Source organism: Rhizobium sp. P38BS-XIX (assembly GCF_012641435.1).
In the GTDB taxonomy this organism is placed as follows: Bacteria; Pseudomonadota; Alphaproteobacteria; order Rhizobiales; family Rhizobiaceae; genus Rhizobium.
In genome coordinates this window covers 283884-305188 of record NZ_JABAIJ010000001.1, presented here as the reverse complement: position 1 = coordinate 305188, position 21305 = coordinate 283884, and the positions used below count along the sequence as shown (strand labels likewise).

The window sequence follows — 21305 nt, the reverse complement described above, 5'->3', positions numbered from 1 at the left end:
GAGAAAATCGACGAGCCCTACCCCACCTAGTTTTAAAGTTGACCCCTGATCTGGGAGAACCAAGACAGTAAGCCTTGCTTCCGATTTGGAACCTACAGATCGTTTTTTTCAGAGCAATATCAGAGATAATTTAAGAGCATTTGTGACGGTTGTTTCAAAAGGTGCGTTGCACAAAAATCACGTCGCAAAACTGTCATATATTTGACATGACCAAAATCCGGATCGAATGAATTATCACTTCTGAAAATACTTAAATTAAAGAGACAATACTGATGATATAGATCTAATATCCCTAAATAAGCCTACTTAAACTTCATGTCATTCGAGAATACAAGCATCCTAGTATTCAACATGAAAACTAAACTTCCCAAACAGAAAAGGCCCGGCATATAGCCGGGCCTTTTCCTCTCAAATTGAGAAACCAGATATGACTGAGGTCAAATCAGATTAGAAAGAACGCTCGAAGCGGAGAATACCAGCCCACTGATCCTGATTGATCGAGTCCCAGTTGGTGTAAGATACTTCCGGCTCGATGAGCAGGTTCTTAACCGGGTTGAACTTCAGGTTCGTCGTTGCAGCAAAGATCTTGCTGTCGGTGTAGGCGAGCTGCAGGTTCCACTTCAGCTTTTCGTTGATCGGAACGCCAACGCCGCCCCAAACAGCCCAGTCACCCCAGCCGATGCCAGATGCATCGCCAGCGCCGTTCGAACCGGCGTACTTGTTGAGCTTGTCGCCGTCGGTGTTCCAGCCGCCCATCAAGAAGGCCGAGAATGCGCCGAAGTCAGCGTCAACGCGAGCCTTGATAGCGCCTTCTTCGACGATCGAGTCGTAACCGCCAACGACCTTGAAGCCCCATGCGCCGGCCTTGTAGCCAACACCTGCAACAACGTCAGGAGCGTAGTGGTCAGAGCTGTCTTCGCCGTTCGAGCCGGTTGCACCAGCGCCCGAGTTGCTGTCTTCGAGCGAGATAACAGCGGTGAAGCCGTTGCCTGCATCGTAGTTGTAGGTGATCTGGTTGAGTTCGTACGGGCCGTCATAGACCACGTCGTCGTTGATGACGTCGCCGGCGTAGCCGGTGAAGACGTTGAACTGCGAGTCCGTCTTACCAACCGTGAAGCCGCCGAGGCTGATGTAAGCCCAGAGCAGGTTGGTCTTGGTTGCGTTGCCGTCGTTCCAGTCCCAACGAATGATGGTTTCGGTCTTCAGCGGACCGTATTCGGTGTCGGTCGCGGTGTTGACGTTCAACTCAGCGCGGGTGTGCCAGAGCGTGCCGTTACGGCTGTTCGGGTTGTAGGCATCGTACCACTGACCTTCGGTACGAACCTTGCCGCCGATCTTGAGGCAGGTTTCCGTGCCCGGAATGAAGAAGTAGCCTGCACCGTATGCGTCGCAGATGCGAACGTATTCCAACGGCTCCGGCTCAGCAGCGACGATAGCGTCAGCAGCGTGAGCACCGGAAACTGCTGCAAGCGCAGCAGCGGAGCCCAGAAGAAGGCTCTTGATGTTCATATTGACCTCCAGTCAAAGTTTTAATCGAAAATGAGAACTACCCGAAGGTATTCCCTGTCCCATCCTCGGCGTTTCAAGAAGTGGACGATCAATCGCCCTCGCTTCCGAGAGTGAAAATACAAGACGCGCTCTGTCACGCAATCGACATCTTCTCGGAAACGTGGATTTGCGTAAGCCTTCCGTAGCGGCTGTTGCTGAAAGGACACAAAACGACATCGGGGCCGGATTAAGGGTTTAAACTTTATTAAGAAAGTCCTTGATCTGTCGGCACTTACATAGGGTGCTTATATAAAGCCGCGGAAATGCAACTGGGCGGTCAAATCGCTGTTTCCCGCTCTATCGCGGGGTTTAGCGACGCCTCAATGATCGTTTACGACATTTACCGCGACAATTTCCGGTGGTGGGCGACATGCCATCGGCATTCTCATCGTCCCAAATCGGGGCAGACGCCGAATGATTCCATCTTGAGCGATTCGACGTCGAAGCATCCGCGCGATTGGCCAGAGGTGCCATCAAGCGTTTCGGGAATCAATTTGGCGAGGAGCGACACCATATCGAAGCAAGTAGCCGGCTTATTGCCGCTGGCTTGCTGGATGCTCGTTATTGTGGGTGTGATTTGTTTGAAATGGCGGAGAAGATGGGATTCGAACCCACGATACCATTTCTGGTATACTCCCTTAGCAGGGGAGCGCCTTCGACCACTCGGCCACCTCTCCGGTGCGGCCCTGATAGGGCCATTCATTTATCGACGCAAGCGCTTTTTCGCCTTTGTGTACGTTCTTTCCATGATTCAGCGATGGGCGATTGCCGGCCGAAGCATGCTTCGGCCGGCCTCGAAATTTATATCAGGACAGGAGTTGCTTCAAATCCGCCGCCGGATCGACCAGAATCTCCCTGGACGGATTGGTGCCGGTCTCCAGCAGTTTCTTGCCGGTCACATAAGCCTTTGCGTCGTTGATCGCGTCGACGGCAATGAATCGTCCCTGCTTGAAATACCAGATGGAAGCGGCACCCTCGCGAGCCCCGGGACGCAAAAGCGTCTCGTCATAACCGAGATTGAAACCGGCAATCTGCAGCTTCACGTCATACTGATCGGACCAGAACCAAGGCTTCGGATCGTAGGCCCTGTCGCCGCCGGCAATGATCGCGGCTGCGGCTTCTGCCTGGTCGACGGCGTTCTGGACCGATTCGAGGCGGATCCGGCCACCCTCCCATGGCAACTCCACGCAATCACCCATGGCAAAGATGGAGGGATCGGAGGTACGGACATGCGAATCGACGACGATGCCGTTACCGACCTCAAGCCCCGCTTCCTTGGCGAGCCGGTCATTCGGCGCGACGCCGATGCCGACGACGACGAAATCGACCTCGATGGTCGTCCCGTCGGACAATTCGGCTGCCGCGACGTGGCCGTTGCGGCCGATCAGCTGCTTGAGTCCGGTCTTCTCACGGATGACGACGTCATGCTTCTGATGGATGCCCCTGAAAATATCGGCGGTTTCCTTGGCGGCAACGCGCTGCAGTATCCGGTCGCTCATCTCTATAAGAGTGACTTCGAGACCGCGATGGCGTGCGACGGCCGCAGCCTCGAGCCCGATATAACCGCCACCGATGATCAGGACGCGACGCCCGGGGCGCATTTCACCAGCAAGCAAATCGGCATCGCGCTTGTCACGCGCGACATAGACACCCTCGAGCGCACCGCCGACCGATGGCGGCAGGCGGCGCGGTGTCGAGCCTGTTGCGATCGCCAATGTCTCGTAATCCAGCCTGAAACCATCCTGCATGACGATCTGCTTTGCAGCACGATCGATCTGCTCGACCCACGTCGAGACGTGGATTTCGACATTGTTATCGGCATACCAATGTTCGGGACGAAACAGCAGACGATCGAATGTCATTTCGCCGAGCAGGTACTTCTTGCTGAGCGGCGGGCGCTGGTAGGGAAGGTTTTCCTCTGCACCGACGATGGTGATTGGCCGCGAATCACCTAACCCACGCAATTTGGCTGCGAGTGCAAAACCCGCCTGCCCGGCCCCGATAATGACCAATCTGCCCGTCACGATCCGTACTCCATTGTATTATGGCGATCCTTGCGCGCTGCGCGGAAGGCTGCCTATGGCTTCAGGGGTAGCGCCTGCATCCGCAAGCGTCAATCGTCGCTAACCCTGCGCCCTGGATCGGGAAAAAATTGGGCCGAATGGTCAATCCTCGATTTCGACCCATCGCCGTTCATGGAAGGATTGCGCCATGGCATGCACGGATTTTTCGATGCGCAGGCCATCTTTGAAAGCCACGACTGACGCAGCCTCACCCGAAATAGCGCGAATCAGTTCACGGCATTCGATGATCTTCAGGTCGTTGAAGCCGAGGCCGTGGCCGGGCGCCGGAATGAAGCGGTCATAGGGCTTGTGGGCGGGGGCCGCCAGCACCTTGCGGAAGCCCTGTTCGCTCTCCCTGCCCTCGGCCTGATAGAGCTCGAATTCGTTCATGCGCTCCTGGTCATAGGAAATCGAGCCCTTTGAGCCGAAGATCTGCAGGGCGATTCGCCCCTTGCGGCCCCAGGCCGAGCGATTGGCCATCAGCACCGCGGAAATGCCGCCGCCTAGGCGCATCAGCACGTTGGCAAGATCGTGGTTTTCGACAGTGCGGCTGCCGCCATCCTTCAACGGCCGCTCGGCATAGGGCTTGACCATGTCAGTGATAACAGCTTCGACATGACCGAACAAAAACCACAGCAACGAGAGCGGATGCACGGCGAAATCATCGAGAGCGCCATAACCGGAGGCAAGCTCGCTCTTCCAATAGAACAAGCCGTTCGGATCAGCCATGAAGTCCTCGTCCATCTCGACGCGAACATGGTTGACGGTGCCGATCGCACCTTCGGCTATCAGCGCCTTGATGTGGCGCATCACCGGATTCTGAATGTAGTTATAGCCGAGGATGGCGGTCTTGCCGGAAGCTTTGGCTGCGGCGAGCATCCGCGCGGCATCGCCATAGGCGGGCGCCATCGGCTTTTCGCACCAGACATGCTTGCCGGCTTCGAGTGCTGCAATCGCCATTTCCGGGTGAAACTGGTTGGGCGTCGTCACCGAAACGACATCGACGTCCGGATCCGCGATTAGGTCCCGCCAGTCGGCTGTCGCCTTTTCGAAGCCGAACTCGTCGCCTCGCGCCTTTGCCAGATCGGCGTTGGCTTCGGCCAGATGCACCAGCCGGGGACGGGCGACATCACCGAATACGGTTTTTACCGCATTCCATGCGAGAGCGTGGCATTTGCCCATATAGCCGGTCCCGATCAATCCAACGCCAAGCGATTTCATTTGCCCGTTCTCCTCAACCTTCTCACGAAGTTGCGGGATTTTTGGAATATTTAGACCGTTTTGACAAGCGGGGCTTTGCCCGCATTCTCACTAAAACTGACTAGAAATCTAAATTACATGTTTTAAATCATTAACTTAAAAATATTCGTGCTGATCGATTCAAAATCCGCTATCGTTGCAAATATGGAATATTTATTTCATTATGGCGCAGAGTGGCGGAAGGGCAGGCATGGATAACGGTATGGATACGCAGACCAGGGTGCCGCGCGACTTCGAAAGCCTTCGCAGCATCATCATCGAGCGCAAGAACGCCATGCCGAAGCGCCTCGCGCAGGTTGCCGCCTTTGCGCTCGGCAATCCCGATGAGATCGCCTTCGGCACGACCGCCAGCATCGCCGCCGCCGCGGAGGTGCAGCCGTCGACATTGGTACGCCTTGCCCATCACCTCGGCTACGAGGGCTTCTCCGACCTGCAGAGCATCTTTCGCGAGCGGCTCCGCGACCGGACGCTGAGCTATGAGGAGCGCTTGGTGACCTTGGAGCGTTCTGGCGTGGAGAATGAAGAAGCCAGCATTCTCTCCGGCTTTCTCTCTGCGGCGAGCCAGTCCGTCAACAAGCTGGCCGCGACGATCGAGACGGAAACCTTCGTCAAGGCGGTCGACGTCCTTGCCGCGGCCGAGACCATCTATCTCATCGCCAAGCGCCGCTCCTATCCGCTGACCGCGCATATGGCCTATGCTTTTTCCAAGCTCAACATCCGCCATCAGATCGTTGCGTCGCCAAACGGCATCGATGGCGAGATCGCGCGCTTCGCCACGGAAAAGGATGCTGCGATCGCAGCCAGCTTTTCGCCCTATGCAGCCGAGAGCCTCGCTCAGGCGCAGGATCTTGCCTCTCGCAATGTGCCTGTAATCGCCATTACCGATTCGGCCTTTTCGCCGCTGACCGCCTGCGCAGACCATTGGTTCGAAGTGGCGGAGGCCGACTTCGCCGGGTTTCGCTCGATGGCCGCATCCATGGCGCTGGTCATGGCCTTCCCCGTCGCCATTGCTGAACGCCGGCGAAAAGAGATGGCAAAAACCGATAAAACAAAAATGGAATAAACATTCCGAATTGACAAAATCTCGGAACCGATGTTTCACTACGATCAGATCAAGGCTGCGGGAGATGGCCGTTCGATCGATCGCAACCGGAACGAAACGAACACCGGCACTATTCAATACTGCATGATCTCGGCCCAAGTTATAGAGCAAAGAGGTCATGCCCCGACGGGAGGACATCATGGCACACGACAATCCTGGCGCTCAGCCGGAGGCGAAACTCGATGTGATCACCATCGGTCGCTCCTCCGTCGACCTTTATGGTCAGCAGATCGGATCGAAGCTCGAGGATATCGCATCCTTCGCAAAGTCGGTCGGCGGCTGCCCGGCCAATATCGCCATCGGTACGGCGCGCCTCGGTCTCAAATCCGGCCTTATTACCCGCGTCGGCGACGAGCAGATGGGACGCTTCATCCGTGAACAGGCTGCACGCCAAGGGGTGGCGGTCGACGGGATCGCGACGGACAAGGAGCGCCTGACGGCACTGGTGCTGCTTGCGGTCGAGGCCGAGGGCGTCTCGCCAATGATCTTCTATCGGTCCGACTGCGCCGACATGGCGCTGAACGAAGACGATATCGACGAGAACTTCATCAAGTCCTCGAGCGCCGTTCTGGTCTCCGGTACGCATTTCTCCAAGCCGAATACCGAAGCGGCCCAACGCAAGGCGATCCGCATCGCCAAGGCAAACGGCCGCAAGGTAATCTTCGACATTGATTATCGGCCGAACCTGTGGGGCCTCGCCGGCCACGCCGAAGGCTTCGAGCGTTATGTGAAGTCGGATCGCGTCTCCTCCAAGATGAAGGAAACGCTGCCGGATTGCGATTTGATCGTCGGCACGGAAGAAGAGATCATGATCGCCTCGGGTGCCGACGACGTTCTCGGAGCCTTGAGGGAGATCCGCCGCCTCTCCTCGGCCGTCATAGTTCTCAAGCGCGGCGCCATGGGCTGCATCGTTTATGACGGTTCAATCTCGGACGATCTTGAAGCGGGAATCGTCGGCCAGGGGTTCCCGATCGAAGTGTTCAACGTTCTCGGCGCGGGCGACGCCTTCATGTCCGGCTTCCTGCGCGGCTATTTGCGCGACGAGCCGCTGAAGACCTGCGCCACCTGGGCGAATGCCTGCGGCGCCTTTGCCGTCTCCCGCCTGCTCTGCTCGCCGGAATACCCGACCTGGACGGAGCTCGACTTCTTCCTGAAGACCGGCAGCGAACACAGGGCGCTGCGCAAGGATGAGGCGATCAACCATATTCATTGGGCAACGACCCGGCGTGGCGACGAAATCCCGTTGCTGATGGCGCTGGCGATCGACCACCGTTCGCAGCTCGTCAGCGTCTGCGACGAGCTTGGCCTTGGCCATGAGAAGATCGTTGCCTTCAAACGGCTCGCCGTCGCAGCGGCAGCAAGGGTGTCCGATGGCCGTCCCGGCTACGGCATGCTGATCGACGAGCGCTTCGGGCGTGACGCTTTCTTCGATGCTGCCACGAAGAATTTTTCCTGGATCGGCCGCCCCGTCGAGCTGCCGGGTTCGAAACCTCTGCGATTCGAGTTCAGCCAGGACATAGGATCTCAGCTTGTCGAATGGCCGCTCCATCACTGCATCAAGTGCCTGTGCTTCTACCATCCGGACGACCCGAAGGACTTGAAGACGGAGCAACAACAGAAGTTGCGGACGCTTTTCGAAGCCGCACGCAAGGTTGGCCGCGAGCTTCTGGTGGAAATCATCGCCAGCAAGAACGGCCCGCTGACCGACGACACCATAGCGACGGCGCTGGAAGAGCTTTATGCACTCGGCATCAAGCCGGACTGGTGGAAACTGGAGCCGCAGGGCTCGACCGCTGCCTGGAAAAAAATCGATGCCGTGATTGCCAAAAATGATCCATGGTGCCGTGGTATCGTACTGCTCGGTCTGGAGGCGCCGGCGGAGGAACTGATCCGCAGCTTCGAGGCGACGCTGGCGGCCCCCTCGGTCAAGGGTTTCGCCGTCGGGCGGACCATCTTCTCCGATACAGCCCGCGCATGGCTCTCGGGTGGCATCAACGACGAGGAAGCGATTGCCGATATGGCCGGCCGTTTCCGACAACTGACGGCGGCGTGGCTCAAAACCCGCGGTCTGCAATAGTTTCGCATTTGGGAGGCATCCGATGGGCAAGACGATCCGATTGACGATGGCACAGGCCGTCGCGCATTTCCTCAAGAAGCAGATGACCATCATCGACGGACAGAAGCAGCCGATCTTCGGCGGCGTCTGGGCCATCTTCGGTCACGGCAATGTCGCCGGCATCGGCGAAGCGCTTTATCAGGTGCGCGAGGAACTGCCGACCTTCCGTGCGCATAACGAGCAAGGCATGGCCCATGCAGCCGTCGCCTTCGCCAAGGCAAGCTTCCGTCAGCGTTTCATGGCCTGCACGACCTCCATCGGTCCCGGTGCGTTGAATATGATCACGGCCGCCGGTGTCGCGCATGTCAACCGCATTCCGGTGCTGCTGCTGCCCGGCGACGTCTTTGCCAATCGCGCGCCCGATCCGGTTCTGCAGCAGATCGAGGACTTCGGCGATGGCACCGTTTCCGCCAATGATGCTTTCCGCTCGGTCTCCCGCTATTTCGACCGCATCACCCGCCCCGAGCAGATCATGACGGCACTGAAGCGCGCGATGCAGGTGCTGACCGATCCCCTCGATTGCGGCCCCGTAACGCTGTCGCTGTGCCAGGACGTGCAGGCCGAAGCCTTCGATTACCCCGAAAGCTTCTTCCAAGAGCATGTCTGGGCGCAGCGCCGCCCGCAGCCGGACGCAGACGAACTCGCCAATGCAATCGCGTTGATCCGCCGCTCCGAAAAGCCGGTCATTTTGGCCGGCGGCGGCGTGCTCTATTCGCAAGCGACGAAAGAATTGACCGCCTTCGCCGAAGCGCATGACATTCCCGTGGTCGTCACGCAGGCCGGCAAATCCGCTATCGACGAGACCCATCCCTTAGCACTTGGCTCGGTCGGCGTGACGGGCACGTCTGCCGCCAACGCCATTGCCGAGGATACCGATCTGGTGATCGCCGTCGGCACACGCTGCCAGGACTTCACCACCGGCTCCTGGGCGCTGTTCAAGAACGAAAAGCTGGCCATGATCGGCCTCAATATCGCAGCCTATGACGCGCTCAAGCACAATAGTCACCCACTGGTGACGGACGCACGCGAAGGCCTGAAGGCGCTCTCCGCCGGACTGACCGGCTGGCATGCGCCGGCTTCGCTTGCCGAGAAGGCAGCGCGGGAGAAAAAGATCTGGGCGGAGGCAGCCGCCAAGGCGATGGCGACGACGAATGCCGCCCTGCCCTCCGATGCCCAGGTCATCGGCGCCGTCACCCGCACGCTTGGTGGCGAAAACAGTATTCTGGTGTGTGCCGCTGGCGGCCTGCCCGGCGAGCTGCACAAGCTCTGGCCCGCGACTGTGCCCGGCAGCTACCACATGGAATATGGCTTCTCCTGCATGGGCTACGAGATTGCCGGCGGCCTTGGCGTCAAGATGGCGCGTCCGGAGAAGGATGTCGTCGTCATGGTTGGCGACGGTTCCTACATGATGCTGAATTCCGAACTGGCGACCTCCGTCATGCTCGGGTTGAAGATCACCGTCGTGTTGCTCGACAACCGCGGCTATGGCTGTATCAACCGCCTGCAGATGGCGACAGGCGGCGCGAACTTCAACAACCTCCTGAAGGACTCGCGCTTCGAAGTGATGCCTGAGATCGACTTCCGGGCGCATGCGGAAAGCATGGGCGCGATTGCCGTGAAGGTCTCCTCCATCACCGAACTGGAACAGGCGATCGAGGCATCCAGGAAGAACGACCGCAGCTCGGTCATCGTCATCGACACCGACCCGTTGATCACGACGAATGAAGGCGGCCACTGGTGGGACGTCGCCGTTCCCGAGGTCAGCCCGCGTGCTGAAGTCAACAAGGCCCGCGCCGCCTACGAACAGGCCCGCGCCGCCCAGCGCATCGGTTGATCCATTTCCGTCATTTTTCCGGAGGAGCTTTTCGGCTCCTCCAATCGTGTTTTCAAGGAGACTATTGATGAAGGCCAAACTCGGCATGTCGCCCATCGCCTGGTGGAACGACGACCTTCCTGAGCTCAGCGACGACGTATCCCTGGAAGAATGCCTGCGCCAGTCGCGCGGTGCGGGCTTCACGGGCATGGAACAGGGCCGGCGCTTTCCGAGCAACCCGGATGAAATGCTGCCGATCCTGCGCGCCGCCGACGTCACGCTCTGCGGCGGCTGGTTCTCCGGCACGCTCGTCAATGAAGAGCTTGCCGCCAACAAGGACCGCATCGCGCCGATGATCGAGCTGTTCAAGGCCGTCAATGCGCCTTGCATCGTCTATGGCGAAGTTGGCCGTTCCATCCAGGGCGATCGCTCCAAGCCACTCGCCACCAAGCCGCGCCTTTCCGATGACGAGATGAAGGCCTATGCCCGCCGCGTCACCGAGTTTGGCGAATGGTGCGCTGCGCAGGGGATGCCGCTCTCCTACCACCATCACATGGCCGCTGTCGTCGAAACCGAGCCGGAACTCGATGCTTTCATGCGCAATTCCGGCGCAGGCATTCCGCTGTTGCTCGATGCCGGCCATCTCGCCTTTGCCGGCGGCGACGTGCTACGCGCCATCGACAACCACCATGCCCGCATCAACCACGTCCACGTCAAGGATATCCGCAAGTCCGTCGTTGATGGGCTGGATCGCAGCCGCCAATCCTTTCTCGATGCCGTCGCGCTCGGCGCATTCACGGTGCCGGGCGACGGTTCGCTGGATTTCGGCGCCATCGTCAAGCGCTTTGCCGAATACGGCTACGAGGGCTGGTTCGTGGTCGAGGCCGAGCAGGATCCGCGCAACGCACCACCGCAGAAGATGGCCGAGATCGGCCATGCCGAGCTGATGCGTGTCATGACAGCCGCAGGCTATACGGTGGAAACGGAAGGCTTTCCCAAGTAAGCAAGGAACAACGTCCATGCCCAATCTCAAGGTCAAACCTGACGGCGCCCATGGCCGCGTCACCCACGTCACGCCTGAAAACGCCGGCTGGACCTATGTCGGCTTCGATCTTCACCACCTGAAGCCGGGCGAAACCGCTTCGGCCGAAACCGGCGACCGCGAAGTCTGCCTCGTCTGGGTCAGCGGCAAGGGAAGCGCCAAGGCAGGAGCCAAAGATTTCGGCTCGCTTGGCGAACGCATGAGTCCTTTCGAGGGGGCGCCGCACGCGCTCTATATTCCGGCCGGCTCAAACTGGTCGGTAACGGCCGAGACGGATCTGGAACTGGCCGTCTGCTCGGCACCGGGCGGCGGTTCTCATGAAGCCCGCGCCATCCCACCGGGCACCCATCCGGCCTTAACGCGCGGCAAGGGTACGAATGTCCGCCACGTCAACAACATTATGCCGGAAGACGACGGTGCCGCCCATTCGCTGCTGGTGGTGGAAGTGATCACGCCGGGCGGGCACACCTCGTCCTACCCTCCGCACAAGCACGATCAGGACAATCTCCCGAACGAGAGCTTCCTTGAGGAGACCTATTACCATCGCCTCAATCCGCCGCAGGGTTTTGGCTTCCAGCGCGTGTACACGGACGACCGGTCGCTGGACGAAGTGATGGTGCTGGAAGACGGCGACGTGACGCTGGTGCCGAAGGGATATCACCCCTGCGCCGCCTGCCACGGCTACGATCTCTACTATCTCAACGTCATGGCCGGCCCGAAGCGCATCTGGAAGTTCCACAATGCCGTCGAGCATGAGTGGCTGCTCAAATCCTGAACGACGCCTGGTATAGGTTCATATTGAAAAGGCCGCGCCCGAAAGCGCGGCCTTTTCTTATATCATGCCGGCAGCAGGCCGTAGCGCCATTTCCGATCCCTGGCATTGCGCGACAGCACCAGCCAGGTCAGCACGATCATCCCCAGCTCGGCAAAGATCGGTGTCATCCAGATCCCCCGTTCGCCGAAGACGAGCGGCAGGAGGAATGTCAGCGGCAATGTGAACAGATAGGACCGTGACAGGCCGAAGATCGCACCACGTTTCGCATCGCCGATCGACTGGAAATAGGACGACAGGATGATCGCCTGACCGAAGAGAAAATAGGCGCCGATCGTCCAGGGCAGGATACGGCCGACCTCTTCGATAATGAGCGGATCCGCGACGAAGATCGACCCCAGATGCGCGGCCAGAAGCTCAACGATCAGTTCGACGGCGGCGCAGTAGACCAAAGCCGAGATCATGGCGATCAGGACGCTGTGGCCCACACGCGCCGGAAGGGCTGCCCCGTGGTTATGGCCGGATATCGTCTGCAACGCGATGCTCAAGCCGAGGAGCGGCAGATAGGCGAAGGTCATGACGCGGGTAACGATCCCGTAAGCGCCGACAGTCGCGACATAATCGCCCTGATGCCAGATCGACACATTGAAGAGAATCGCCGCCGAACTCAGCGAAATGCCGATGAAACCGAGGCTCATCGGTGCGCCAAACGCGAAGATGCCACGCCACTCGCGAATGTGCGCCGCCCAATCGACCCAAAGCCCGTTTGGCCGGCGCAGGCGAAAGACGACGACGATCGCCAGGCAGATGAACTGCGCGAGGATCGAGCCGCCTGCGGAGCCGACCACACCCCAGTGAAAGACGGCGATCAACAGCCAATTCGCCAGAATGTTGAGCAATGTCGAGGCAAGCGTCACCAGCGTCATGAAGCCAAGCTTTCCTTCGCAGCGCAGCCCGTCGAGATGCAGCGATAGGAAGAAGCTGATTGGTGCGAAGGCGACCATGACGCCCATGAACGCCTCGGCGCTGCGGGCAACATCGGCATTTCCAGCCGCAGCCACAGCAATGAACTGGCGGCCGGCGAGCCAGTAGACGACGTTCACCAAAACCACGACGGCAAGTGCCAACGTGTGGGCGCCGGTGAATACCGACTTCGCCCCATCGCGATCGCCGGCGCCGAGACGACGCGCGAGAATGCTCGCCATCCCGTTTGAAACCAGCGTCTGCAGCGCGATCAGCAGCATGAGCGCGGGAAAGATGAGACTGACGGCGGACAGCGCGTCGGCCCCGACATAGACGCCGAGGAAATAGGCGTCGACGACGGCGAAGAGGCCGCTGACGGTCGTGATGATAACGATTGGTGCTGCGGTCTTGGCGAAGACGCCCGGCAGCCAACCGGTGAGGAACATGTTGCTTTCAGTATGACGTGTCATGGTGGTATCCGGACGGAATCGCTCGCTTTCGGCGAAGATAGCCGCGCAACGAGAAGGGATGAAGATTAAATGTCGAGAACCAGATGCGGCAGGCCGTTCGATGTCCTGCGTGGCGAAATGCCGTCGGCGTCGACTTGGGCGTTGATGCGCTGGCGGAACGCCGAAAAACTCTCGAACTCCACCACATCGACGGGCTCGTCGAAATGAATTGATATCCTGTAGAGCCCGCCCGACTTCGCCGACATCGCTATGACTTTGCCCGTGAAGGGCTTGTTCAGATAGCGTCCGCGCACGGCGGAGCCGACATCGAAGGGCGCATCCGGCCCGTCGTTCGGTTTTGCGGCGAGCGCCGACAGCGTGTTCCAATCACGCAGCCCATGTTGCTTGGCGATGAGTTCCAGCGCTGTCGAGTGGCTCATGTCGTCGCCGCGCTCGGTCATCGCCTGACGCAGACGTCGGGCCTGAGCCTTCAATTCATCTATGGACGGATACGTCGTCATAGGATCAGCCTTTGTTAAGGCACGCAATTACGACCGTGAAACGGAGCTCGCATTACCGTCAGTCAGCATGCCCTTAATGGCCGTGACCTAAAACAGCGAGGACTTCACCGTGGATTTTCATCCGCGAGCGGCAGGCGCCTCGAACCGATCGCTCGTATGATCCAACTGAGCTTTGCTGTCAAGATGCGTCCAAATCGGCACAAATGATCAACCCGTTAAAATTCTATCAATGGAATTGACGCTTCGGCAAAATCTCCGTGCAAGGTTCGTGGTGTAACCGAAATGAATTCGGTCTGTTCTTCAACAGGGAATGACGATGCTTCGCGCAACACATCTGGCGAAAGTCAAATCCGAAGTTTACGAAAGAAGCTGGGAGCGTTTCTACGTTCAACGACCGGCTCGTCTTATCGCGGTCCGTCCCTGCCTGACGGGCATTTCGGTGCGCAGCGCCGAAATTACGGATATCTCGCGCGGCGGCGCCAGCTTCACGGTCGGCACGACCGTCGGGCTGCCGACACATTACTACCTGAACATTCTCGGCCTTGCCTATCGCATCGCCTGCGCCGAAGTCAGCCGCAACGGCAACCGCGTGCACGTCCGCTTCATCAACCTGATCGAACCGGAAACCCTGCGCCGTGTGGTACGCGCCGACTTCATGATCGGCAATGCCGAGGCGCTCGCTGCGCGCGGCAGGCGCCACTAACTCCCGTTCGGCACGCAAACTGGCGGCAAGAGGCTCTATCGCCTTTGCCGCCGCTTGTTTTGGTTAGCCGTCGGTCGAAACGGTGACCGCTTTCCAGGCGTCCATCTCCTGCTGCAGGCGCTCAATCCTTTCCGATACGAATTTAAGGGCATCGCTGCCGAGCAGGAGCTGCGGCGGTGGATTGTCTGATGCGATAAGGCTCAGAACCGCAGCGGCGAGCTTATCCGGATCGCCGAGTTGCTTGCCGCTTTTCGCCTGTCTCGCCTCGCGGATCGGGTCGAACAATGCATCGTAATCCGCAATCGTTCTTTCCGTGCGGATCATCGAGCGGCCAGCCCAGTCCGTGCGGAAAGAGCCGGGGCACAGCGTCGTGACGCGAACGCCGAACGGCGCCATTTCCGCGCGCATCACTTCCGAAATGCCCTGCAGAGCGAATTTGCTGCCGCAGTAATAGCCAATGCCGGGCATGGTGATCATGCCTCCCATCGACGTGACGTTGACGATGAAGCCGCGCCGCCGTTCACGGAACCTCGGCAAAAAGGCCTTTGCCACGGCGACTGCGCCGAAGACATTCACCTCGAACTGGCGCCGCATCTCCTCGATCGGCGATTCCTCGAGTATGCCTTCGTGACCATAGCCGGCATTGTTGATCAGAACGTCGACCGGTCCATAGTCTCGTTCAACCTGCTCGACGACCGCAGGTATCCGGTCGAATTCGGTGACATCGCAAAGAACGGAATGAACCTCCGGGAGGCGTTCGGCGAGGCTTGCGCACGATGCTTCCGAACGCACGGCACCTATGACCGTGTGGCCCTGGTTGCTCGCCGCCGTCGCAATGGCGAGGCCAAAGCCCGAATTGGCGCCGGTGATGAAAAAGGTCTTCTTCGACATGTGAGATCTCGCTTCTTGATTGATCGATGCCTTTGACAGATAATCTTGAGAAGCGGCTCCATCGATTGCAGAAGCTATGAGAATTTTGCCAAATCCTATAAATCAGAGTGTGACGCGTCATGAGCTCGTCCGGTTGGCGGAAGGGCTTGCACCCCATCAGGGATACAATCCGACCGGACTTTTGAGTGTCCGCATTCTCAGGACAGAGGCTGTCCTTCACGACGTTCCCGTCCTCTACAAGCCGGGAGCGGTGTTCGTGCTGCAGGGGCGCAAGCAGGGCGTGCTTGAGGGAGACGTGTATCTCTACGACGAAGAGCATTATCTTGCCGTGTCGGTGCCGGTTCCGTTTCGGATGGAATCCGTGGCCAGCGAGGAAAGGCCGTTGCTCGCCGTCTATATCGAATTCGATATGCCGCTTGCCGCAGAAATCGCTTCGGAAGTGGATATGCAGCGGTCCGGCCAGACAGTCTCCCAGGCAAAAAGCTTGATCTCGAGCAGAATGGAACCGGCTATCGAGGACGTGGTCTTGCGCCTGTTGCGTGCGCTTGGTGATCCCCTTGAAACTGCCGTTCTCGGCGCAAGCATTCTGCGCGAGCTCCACTACCGCGTGCTCGTCGGTCCTCAGGGTGCTCAGATGATTTCAGCCCTGCAACAGAAGGGCACATCGGGACGGATCATCCAGAGCCTCGCCCGGCTGCGCGAAACCTACAGTACCGATATCTCGGTCACAGCCCTTGCCGGCGAAGCGGGCATGAGCGTTCCCTCATACCATACGCATTTCAAGGCGCTGACGGGCAGCAGCCCGATGCAATATGTCAAGGCGATACGGCTTCACGAGGCAAGGCTGATGATGGCACGCCAGGACAGGACGATCGCGGATATCGCGCTTTTGGTCGGCTATGCCAGTCCCGCACAGTTCAGCCGCGACTTCAAACGGCATTTTCGCCGAACGGCCTCTGAAGAGGTCAAATGGATGCGCCAGCATCTCGGCGACCTCGCCCTGCGCGCGTAGCGAGATCGTGGCTTGACCGTGCAATCCGAAAGCGGCGTTTTCCGCACTTGCAACGCCTCGCCAAGCGCCTATTCTGCCGCACCCTGCAACCGAATTTGGGAAATCGAGCCAGCATGTCCGCCTTCTCGCGCTTCACGCCGCTGATCAGCGCCCTTCCCTCCACAGTGCCCTTTGTCGGCCCCGAAGCGCTGGAGCGTCAACGCGGGCTGAACGTCAAGGCTCGCATCGGCGCCAATGAGAACGGCTTCGGTCCGGCGCCCTCCGTCATCGCGGCCATGCGCGAACAGGCGGGTGATATCTGGATGTATAATGATCCGGAGAATTTCGAGCTCAAGCAGGCACTGGCCGCCCATCTTGGTGTTCAGCCGGCCAATATCGCCGTCGGCGAAGGCATCGACAGCTTGCTTGGACTGATCGCGCGGATGGTCATCGAGCCGGGCACGTCGGTCGTCACGTCGCTCGGCGGCTACCCCACCTTCAATTTCCATGTCGCCGGCTTCGGCGGTCGCCTCGTGACCGTGCCTTATGTCGATGATCGCGAGAATCTCGATGGGCTGCTGGAGGCAGTGAAGCGAGAAAACGCGCCGCTGGTCTACTTCGCCAATCCCGACAATCCGATGGGCAGCTGGTGGGATGCCGACAAGATTGTCGCCTTTGCCCGCGCATTGCCGGAAAACTGCCTGCTGATCCTCGACGAAGCCTATAGTGAAACCGGACCGGCGAGCTCCCTTCCCACGATCTCGGCTCTGATCGATCTGCCGAACGTGCTGCGTACCCGCACCTTCTCCAAGGCTTACGGCCTTGCCGGCGCCCGCGTCGGCTATGCCATCGGCGTACCGGAAACCATCCTGACCTTCGACAAGATCCGCAACCATTTCGGCATGAACCGGCTTGCGACCGTGGCCGCCCTCGCCGCGCTGAAGGATCAGGCCTATCTCGCCGAGGTGGTCGGCAAGATCTCCACCGCACGCGACGTTATAGGGACGATAGCTCGCGACAATGGGCTTTTGCCGCTTGCTTCCGCCACCAACTTCGTCGCCATAGATTGCGGCCGGGACGGTGTGTATGCCCGTGCCATCGTCGACGGGCTGATCCAGCACGGCGTCTTCATCCGCATGCCGGGGGTTGCGCCGCTCAATCGCTGCATCCGCGTCAGCGTCGGACCAAAACAGGATCTGGACCTGCTTGCCGAGGCGTTGCCGAAGGTGCTGAAGGCGATCGACTGACCTTCTGGGCCTCGCCGAATTACGAAATTATGAGTCACCCATATCGTCTTGCCAGAACCGCTCTCCGCACCCATGAAAATGCGCAGAGATTGTTCCGTCATCCGCGTCGTAGATATACAGCGTTACCGGAAAGTGCTGCTGGTTCGCCCATTGGATTGCTTCGTGAACGGACACATCGTCCCGGCTCGCGTAGTCGATGGTCAAGCCCGGTGGCGACTCATCCGCCAGGTCTGCGTCTGCGCAGCTATTGTCATGCTCTACGGCTTCGATGATTGCGTTCACACGTTTCCAACGATAGCGGCGCTGTCGTCGGTCGATGACATTCAAGATCATTGAATTTGCGCGTCGTACCGCGCTGATAATTTAGCTTAAACCGCCGATACCTTAGCGACGTTGAGCCATGATCGCCAGTCTCCGTTGCGATATTGCCGAACATATTGACGTCGTACGCCACCGGCATGAATGGAATGAGACCCGAATAATCCAAAGCGACGAAACCGCGCCAGCCTTGTTCCGGCTGGTCGCGGTTTTCATCGTATCGGCGCTCGCCTCCCGTCGACCGCCGACATCCCCTCCTTCGAGATCAGTCAGTAAGTCGCCTTGTTTGCGGCACGCCTCAGTGCGTCGTCATCCATTCGCGGGCGGCGCGCAGCGCGGCTGCGAGCTGCATCTTCGTCAATGTCGCGGCGACGTCGGCACGAAGCTCGGCGGCCCGTGCGCTGCCACGGATGGCGGCGATGTTCAGCCACTTATGGGCCGCGACGAGGTCTGCGTTGCAGCCTCTGCCGGTCGCATAGTTGACGCCCAGTTCACAAAGAGCGTCGGCGCCGTTGCCACCCATCATGGCATTTCCAGACATCGGAGTTTCGAAGCGTGCCATCGGTTATGATCCCTGTTTCACTTACGTTGTATCTGCCCTGTTTTCCGTTGGGACCTTGCCGTCATCCGCGGCTTTCCGGTCCTTCCGGTCGGCGGGTTTGCCCCGCTCGTTTGATGGGTTCACTATCGCAGACGGCTTTCAAAAAACGCCTAAAATGCATGATTAATTCGATGCAAACAAAGTGCAAATGCTTGGTAAACTTGGGATTTTGTTAAACATCGCTCGCCTTGCAAATTAAGGACTTTTGAGCGAATTTTACGTTCTGTTAAGTTCTGGATTTAAACCCTTTCTTCACCACGAAAAAAGCTGCGGTCGACGGAAGCAGGATTTTCGCTTCGTTTCCAAAGGCCGCAAAACAGGGAATTTGCGTTTGCGACATATATTTACCTTTACGTTCGCGTCAGATAATCTCACCTCATTATCGGCCTCTGGGCCGGACGCTGCCTGGGGAGGAGCAACATTATGATCCGTACAATCATTCTTGCGACAACGCTGCTCGTCAGCGCGGGGACCGCCTTTGCGGAAGAGCCGATTGTCGGCAACTGGAAAACCGTCGATGGCGATACGGCTGCCATCACGCCTTGCGCCGACAGCTACTGCGTCACGCTGAAGACAGGCAAGTATGCGGGCCGTCAGATCGGCAAGATGCAAGGCAAGGACGGCAGCTATACGGGCGAACTCACGGATCCATCCGAGGACAAGACCTACAGCGGCTCCGGAACCGTCAGCGGCAACAAGGTGCGGATGAAGGGCTGCGTGCTGAAAATCTTCTGCAAATCGCAGACCTGGACGAGGCTTTAAAACAAGCCCGAAAAATTCGTTCGCCATAGCCTCAAGATTGGCGACGTTACGATTTGTATAAGCCCGCTTGCCACACCGCGAGCGGGCTTTTGTCGTTCTAATTCTCGAAGCAACGGGATGAGCTAGAGCGGTTCAGGGTTTCATGGAATCCCCGAACCGCTCTAGCTCTTTGTTTTTGCGCAATTCCGGACGGAAAACCGCTGCGCACTTTTCCTGGAATTGCTCTAGCCGGGTAAGATTCATGAACGCCGGATGAACCGGTATCTCAGCACCTGTTCAGCCTGACCATGGCAAAACAGTGTCCAGTATAGGGCACGGGTAGGGCCAAGGAAAATGGACTCGATCATCATGGCACGGCGTTTCGTTATTATCATGCTGTTTGCCGCAGTCTTTGCATTCAGCTTCTCGGTTGCGGTCGAACATGCCGGCCGCAGCGGCGCGCAATCGCATTTCGGCGCAAGCTTCACCTGCCTGCAGGCCGGCACGCCCTATTGCACGACCGTTCAATAAGCTTCATCCAGGCGCCTGTGCGGGCGCCTGAAATGCAGGTCGCGCGGAAAAATAGCTGCGAGAAACCGGGCCGTAAGTTGCAACGTCGTTTGCTTGTAACCAACGACATTCTATGATGGCTCATGAGCAACAGAACATCTTCCGTTTTACCCCTCGACATCTCCTCCCCCACCCCGTTCAAGCCGCAGACATTCGATGATCCCGGCAAGGCGGTGGATGCGCTGGCGGAACTTTACGAACGCAATACGGCGTTTTTGATCGAGAATTTCAGCAGGCTCGCCAAAGGCGCGCCGATCAAGGCACGCTATCGCGCCTTTTATCCGCAAGTGAGCATCGAGACGACGAGCTTCGGCCATGTCGATTCGCGTCTCTCCTATGGCCATGTCACGGCGCCGGGCGTTTATACGACGACGATCACGCGGCCCAAGCTCTTCAAGCATTATCTGAAAGAGCAGCTGACACTTCTGATGCGCAGTCACAACGTGCCCGTCGTCGTGTCGGAATCGAACACGCCGATCCCGCTGCATTTCGCATTCGGCGAAGGTGCACATGTCGAGGCATCGGCTGCCGTGTTCGAAGATATCCCGCTGCGTGATTTGTTCGATACGCCCGATCTCAACACGACCGATGACGAGATCGCCAACGGCGAATATATTCCGCCGCCGGGCGAGCCCTCGCCGCTTGCGCCCTTTACCGCGCAGCGCATCGACTATTCGCTTGCCCGCCTCGTGCACTATACGGCGACCAGTGCTGCGCATTTCCAGAATTTCGTGCTGTTTACGAACTACCAGTTCTACATCGACGAATTCTGCAATTGGGCGCGCGACCTGATGGCCAAGGGCGGCGATGGCTACACCGAATTCGTCGAGCCCGGAAACATCATCACCAAGGCCGGCTTCAGCCAGCCCGAAGGCGATGTGGTAGCGCCGCGGCTGCCGCAGATGCCGGCCTACCATCTGAAAAAGAAGGGCCATGCCGGCATCACGATGATCAACATCGGCGTCGGCCCGTCCAACGCGAAGACGATCACGGACCACGTCGCCGTGCTGCGCCCGCATGCCTGGCTGATGCTTGGCCACTGCGCCGGCCTGCGCAACAGCCAGCGCCTCGGCGACTATGTACTTGCCCACGCCTATATGCGCGAAGATCACGTTCTCGACGACGACCTGCCGGTCTGGGTGCCGATCCCGGCATTGGCCGAAGTGCAGGTGGCGCTGGAAGCCGCCGTCGCCGAAATCACCGGCTATGAGGGCTTCGAGCTGAAGCGCATCATGCGCACCGGCACCGTCGGCACCATCGACAACCGCAACTGGGAACTGCGCGATCAGGCAGGCCCGGTGAAGCGACTGTCCCAAGCCCGCGCCGTCGCGCTCGACATGGAATCGGCAACGATTGCCGCCAACGGCTTTCGCTTCCGCGTCCCCTACGGCACGCTGCTCTGCGTCTCAGACAAGCCGCTGCATGGCGAGTTGAAGCTGCCAGGCATGGCGACGGCGTTCTATCGCACGCAGGTGAACCAGCATCTGCAGATCGGCATCCGCGCCATCCAGAAGCTGGCGGCCATGCCACCGGAAACGCTGCATTCACGCAAGCTGCGCAGCTTCTTCGAAACAGCGTTTCAGTAAGCCACAGG

General features: G+C 58.9%; 19 protein-coding genes and 1 tRNA gene. 11 read left to right on the top strand and 9 right to left on the bottom strand.

The annotated features are described in order from the left end of the window. Nucleotides 1–447 precede the first annotated feature (447 nt). From HGP17_RS01475 to HGP17_RS01460, 4 genes are all read right to left on the bottom strand, one after another. Nucleotides 448–1509: a porin gene (locus HGP17_RS01475; protein ID WP_168805284.1), complete on the bottom strand. Its 1062-nt coding sequence runs from the start codon at nucleotides 1507–1509 to the stop codon at nucleotides 448–450. Between the two features lie 626 nt (nucleotides 1510–2135). Next, nucleotides 2136–2225: transfer RNA gene (locus tag HGP17_RS01470), tRNA-Ser, on the bottom strand. 129 nt (nucleotides 2226–2354) lie between these two features. Further along, complete coding sequence (locus HGP17_RS01465; protein ID WP_168805282.1) at nucleotides 2355–3572, bottom strand: FAD-dependent oxidoreductase; 1218 nt, start codon at nucleotides 3570–3572, stop codon at nucleotides 2355–2357. A gap of 141 nt (nucleotides 3573–3713) precedes the next feature. After that, a complete protein-coding gene (locus HGP17_RS01460; RefSeq protein WP_168805281.1) occupies nucleotides 3714–4832 on the bottom strand; it encodes a Gfo/Idh/MocA family oxidoreductase in 1119 nt (372 codons plus the stop codon). A 229-nt stretch (nucleotides 4833–5061) separates the two neighbouring features. On the opposite strand from HGP17_RS01460, the gene HGP17_RS01455 reads away from it, so the two are divergent. The 5 genes from HGP17_RS01455 (at nucleotide 5062) to iolB (ending at nucleotide 11719) form a co-directional block, all read left to right on the top strand. Beyond that, nucleotides 5062–5934 (top strand): MurR/RpiR family transcriptional regulator, encoded by an 873-nt coding sequence (locus HGP17_RS01455; RefSeq protein WP_168805280.1) that lies wholly within the window; start codon nucleotides 5062–5064, stop codon nucleotides 5932–5934. Nucleotides 5935–6112: 178 nt separating this feature from the next. Beyond that, on the top strand, nucleotides 6113–8050 hold the full coding sequence (iolC, locus tag HGP17_RS01450; protein WP_168805279.1) for a 5-dehydro-2-deoxygluconokinase: 1938 nt from the start codon (nucleotides 6113–6115) through the stop codon (nucleotides 8048–8050). A 22-nt stretch (nucleotides 8051–8072) separates the two neighbouring features. After that, nucleotides 8073–9923, top strand: coding sequence for a 3D-(3,5/4)-trihydroxycyclohexane-1,2-dione acylhydrolase (decyclizing) (gene iolD / locus HGP17_RS01445; RefSeq protein WP_168805278.1), 1851 nt, complete (start codon nucleotides 8073–8075; stop codon nucleotides 9921–9923). 67 nt (nucleotides 9924–9990) lie between these two features. Next, nucleotides 9991–10905: a myo-inosose-2 dehydratase gene (gene iolE, locus HGP17_RS01440; RefSeq protein WP_168805277.1), complete on the top strand. Its 915-nt coding sequence runs from the start codon at nucleotides 9991–9993 to the stop codon at nucleotides 10903–10905. 16 nt (nucleotides 10906–10921) lie between these two features. Then, nucleotides 10922–11719 carry a 5-deoxy-glucuronate isomerase gene (iolB, locus tag HGP17_RS01435; RefSeq protein ID WP_168805276.1) on the top strand — a complete coding sequence of 266 codons (798 nt, stop codon included), beginning with the start codon at nucleotides 10922–10924 and terminating at the stop codon, nucleotides 11717–11719. 62 nt (nucleotides 11720–11781) lie between these two features. Here the strand turns inward: iolB and HGP17_RS01430 are convergent, their stop codons facing one another. Together HGP17_RS01430 and HGP17_RS01425 are read right to left on the bottom strand one after the other, a co-directional pair. Further along, nucleotides 11782–13149, bottom strand: a complete 1368-nt coding sequence (locus tag HGP17_RS01430) for an MATE family efflux transporter (RefSeq protein WP_168805275.1) — start codon at nucleotides 13147–13149, stop codon at nucleotides 11782–11784. Between the two features lie 65 nt (nucleotides 13150–13214). Continuing rightward, a complete protein-coding gene (locus HGP17_RS01425; RefSeq protein WP_168805274.1) occupies nucleotides 13215–13649 on the bottom strand; it encodes a glyoxalase superfamily protein in 435 nt (144 codons plus the stop codon). Between the two features lie 310 nt (nucleotides 13650–13959). On the opposite strand from HGP17_RS01425, the gene HGP17_RS01420 reads away from it, so the two are divergent. Continuing rightward, on the top strand, nucleotides 13960–14352 hold the full coding sequence (locus HGP17_RS01420) for a PilZ domain-containing protein (protein ID WP_205925770.1): 393 nt from the start codon (nucleotides 13960–13962) through the stop codon (nucleotides 14350–14352). 63 nt (nucleotides 14353–14415) lie between these two features. Here HGP17_RS01420 and HGP17_RS01415 read toward each other — a convergent pair whose 3' ends face one another. Further along, nucleotides 14416–15243 carry an oxidoreductase gene (locus HGP17_RS01415; protein WP_168805271.1) on the bottom strand — a complete coding sequence of 276 codons (828 nt, stop codon included), beginning with the start codon at nucleotides 15241–15243 and terminating at the stop codon, nucleotides 14416–14418. 82 nt (nucleotides 15244–15325) lie between these two features. On the opposite strand from HGP17_RS01415, the gene HGP17_RS01410 reads away from it, so the two are divergent. Beyond that, nucleotides 15326–16255 carry an AraC family transcriptional regulator gene (locus HGP17_RS01410; protein WP_168808031.1) on the top strand — a complete coding sequence of 310 codons (930 nt, stop codon included), beginning with the start codon at nucleotides 15326–15328 and terminating at the stop codon, nucleotides 16253–16255. A gap of 113 nt (nucleotides 16256–16368) precedes the next feature. After that, complete coding sequence (locus HGP17_RS01405; RefSeq protein ID WP_168805269.1) at nucleotides 16369–17481, top strand: pyridoxal phosphate-dependent aminotransferase; 1113 nt, start codon at nucleotides 16369–16371, stop codon at nucleotides 17479–17481. A gap of 27 nt (nucleotides 17482–17508) precedes the next feature. On the opposite strand, the gene HGP17_RS01400 is transcribed toward HGP17_RS01405, so the two are convergent. Both HGP17_RS01400 and HGP17_RS01395 read right to left on the bottom strand, forming a co-directional pair. Further along, entirely contained in the window at nucleotides 17509–17814 is a 306-nt protein-coding gene (locus tag HGP17_RS01400) for a hypothetical protein (RefSeq protein WP_168805267.1), read from the bottom strand. A 283-nt stretch (nucleotides 17815–18097) separates the two neighbouring features. Further along, nucleotides 18098–18361, bottom strand: coding sequence for a sel1 repeat family protein (locus tag HGP17_RS01395; protein ID WP_168805265.1), 264 nt, complete (start codon nucleotides 18359–18361; stop codon nucleotides 18098–18100). A gap of 462 nt (nucleotides 18362–18823) precedes the next feature. Here HGP17_RS01395 and HGP17_RS01390 point away from each other — a divergent pair, with 462 nt between their 5' ends. From HGP17_RS01390 to HGP17_RS01380, 3 genes are all read left to right on the top strand, one after another. Beyond that, nucleotides 18824–19162 carry a DUF2147 domain-containing protein gene (locus HGP17_RS01390; protein WP_168805263.1) on the top strand — a complete coding sequence of 113 codons (339 nt, stop codon included), beginning with the start codon at nucleotides 18824–18826 and terminating at the stop codon, nucleotides 19160–19162. Between the two features lie 333 nt (nucleotides 19163–19495). Then, nucleotides 19496–19672: a hypothetical protein gene (locus HGP17_RS01385; protein WP_168805261.1), complete on the top strand. Its 177-nt coding sequence runs from the start codon at nucleotides 19496–19498 to the stop codon at nucleotides 19670–19672. 122 nt (nucleotides 19673–19794) lie between these two features. Next, nucleotides 19795–21297: an AMP nucleosidase gene (locus HGP17_RS01380; RefSeq protein WP_168805259.1), complete on the top strand. Its 1503-nt coding sequence runs from the start codon at nucleotides 19795–19797 to the stop codon at nucleotides 21295–21297. Nucleotides 21298–21305: the final 8 nt, after the last annotated feature.

Coding starts and splice junctions, on each gene's coding strand:
- HGP17_RS01475 (WP_168805284.1), bottom strand. CDS start 1,509: ATGAACATCAAGAGCCTTCTTCTGGGCTCCGCTGCTGCGCTTGCAGCA.
- HGP17_RS01460 (WP_168805281.1), bottom strand. CDS start 4,832: ATGAAATCGCTTGGCGTTGGATTGATCGGGACCGGCTATATGGGCAAA.
- HGP17_RS01455 (WP_168805280.1), top strand. CDS start 5,062: ATGGATAACGGTATGGATACGCAGACCAGGGTGCCGCGCGACTTCGAA.
- iolC (WP_168805279.1), top strand. CDS start 6,113: ATGGCACACGACAATCCTGGCGCTCAGCCGGAGGCGAAACTCGATGTG.
- iolD (WP_168805278.1), top strand. CDS start 8,073: ATGGGCAAGACGATCCGATTGACGATGGCACAGGCCGTCGCGCATTTC.
- iolE (WP_168805277.1), top strand. CDS start 9,991: ATGAAGGCCAAACTCGGCATGTCGCCCATCGCCTGGTGGAACGACGAC.
- iolB (WP_168805276.1), top strand. CDS start 10,922: ATGCCCAATCTCAAGGTCAAACCTGACGGCGCCCATGGCCGCGTCACC.
- HGP17_RS01430 (WP_168805275.1), bottom strand. CDS start 13,149: ATGACACGTCATACTGAAAGCAACATGTTCCTCACCGGTTGGCTGCCG.
- HGP17_RS01425 (WP_168805274.1), bottom strand. CDS start 13,649: ATGACGACGTATCCGTCCATAGATGAATTGAAGGCTCAGGCCCGACGT.
- HGP17_RS01420 (WP_205925770.1), top strand. CDS start 13,960: ATGACGATGCTTCGCGCAACACATCTGGCGAAAGTCAAATCCGAAGTT.
- HGP17_RS01415 (WP_168805271.1), bottom strand. CDS start 15,243: ATGTCGAAGAAGACCTTTTTCATCACCGGCGCCAATTCGGGCTTTGGC.
- HGP17_RS01405 (WP_168805269.1), top strand. CDS start 16,369: ATGTCCGCCTTCTCGCGCTTCACGCCGCTGATCAGCGCCCTTCCCTCC.
- HGP17_RS01400 (WP_168805267.1), bottom strand. CDS start 17,814: ATGATCTTGAATGTCATCGACCGACGACAGCGCCGCTATCGTTGGAAA.
- HGP17_RS01395 (WP_168805265.1), bottom strand. CDS start 18,361: ATGGCACGCTTCGAAACTCCGATGTCTGGAAATGCCATGATGGGTGGC.
- HGP17_RS01390 (WP_168805263.1), top strand. CDS start 18,824: ATGATCCGTACAATCATTCTTGCGACAACGCTGCTCGTCAGCGCGGGG.
- HGP17_RS01385 (WP_168805261.1), top strand. CDS start 19,496: ATGGACTCGATCATCATGGCACGGCGTTTCGTTATTATCATGCTGTTT.
- HGP17_RS01380 (WP_168805259.1), top strand. CDS start 19,795: ATGAGCAACAGAACATCTTCCGTTTTACCCCTCGACATCTCCTCCCCC.